We start from the raw sequence: 1092 nt of genomic DNA, 5'->3' as shown, positions 1-1092 counted from the left end.
GTTGCTCTCCTGTCTTTTGGTCGAGACTTGAGCCTACCTATACCGCGGTATAGGTGAAACCTATGCGAGTCACCCCGGCAGAGCCGGGGGTTTACCGTTTGTTAATTAATTCTTGATATTCATTCACCCCTTCAGGCTTATTGGGTGCCAACTCTTCAAGTAAAGCACAAATAGCTTTCACCACCTCAATATTAGACTTTTCAGTTTCCCCCCTATATTGTAAGTTTCACCCACCTTACCTTTATTGATAATGGCATATAACGCCTGAACGTGATCTTCGACAAAGAGCCAATCCCGTCTTTGTAATCCGTTACCATAAACGGGCAAGGGTTTTCCCGCTAATGCATTGGAAATCATCAAAGGGATCAATTTTTCTGGGAATTGATAAGGGCCATAATTATTGGAGCAATTTGTCACCAGTGTTGGTAAGTCATAGGTGCGTTGCCAAGCACGCACTAAATGATCGCTTGAAGCTTTCGATGCCGAATAGGGACTACTGGGATCATAAGCTGACATTTCAGTAAAAGGCGCAGCTGTTTCATTCAAATCCCCATAAACTTCATCGGTTGAAATATGGTGAAAACGAAATGCTTTTTTTTTATCATCTTCTAAGGTATTCCAGTACTTACGGGTTGCTTCTAACAAGGTATAAGTACCAATAATATTCGTTTCAATAAAGGCTGCTGGGCCCTCAATAGAGCGATCAACATGGCTTTCTGCCGCTAAGTGCATCACCACATCAGGTTCATGATGTTCAAAAATCTTATCTAGCACGCCACGATTGCAAATATCGGCTCGTATAAAACAATAACGCTCATTATTTTCCACTTCAAGCAAAGAACTTAAATGGCCAGCATAAGTGAGTTTATCCACATTAATCACGACATCTTTGGTATTATTAATCAAATAACGGATCATCGCCGATCCAATAAAGCCTGCCCCACCGGTTACTAATACCTTCATATAACAGCCATTACTCATTCGTAACCGTTCACCAGCCCCCTATTGACAATAAATACCGCGATCTTATTAAGATCGCAATGACCACTTGAACGATCGTTTTTTGATGTCATCATGCTGACATGAAAAAGA

1 pseudogene is annotated in these 1092 nt (G+C 41.3%); it reads right to left on the bottom strand.

Annotation, left to right across the window (positions count from 1 at the left end):
* Positions 1-103: 103 nt before the first annotated feature.
* Positions 104-963, bottom strand: a pseudogene (rfbB, locus tag L2764_RS27320) (dTDP-glucose 4,6-dehydratase); the annotation flags it as partial.
* Positions 964-1092 lie beyond the last annotated feature (129 nt).

The sequence above is a fragment of the Shewanella surugensis genome (genome assembly GCF_023284005.1).
In the GTDB taxonomy this organism is placed as follows: domain Bacteria; phylum Pseudomonadota; class Gammaproteobacteria; order Enterobacterales; family Shewanellaceae; genus Shewanella; species Shewanella surugensis.
This window is presented reverse-complemented; position numbering and strand designations above follow the sequence as displayed.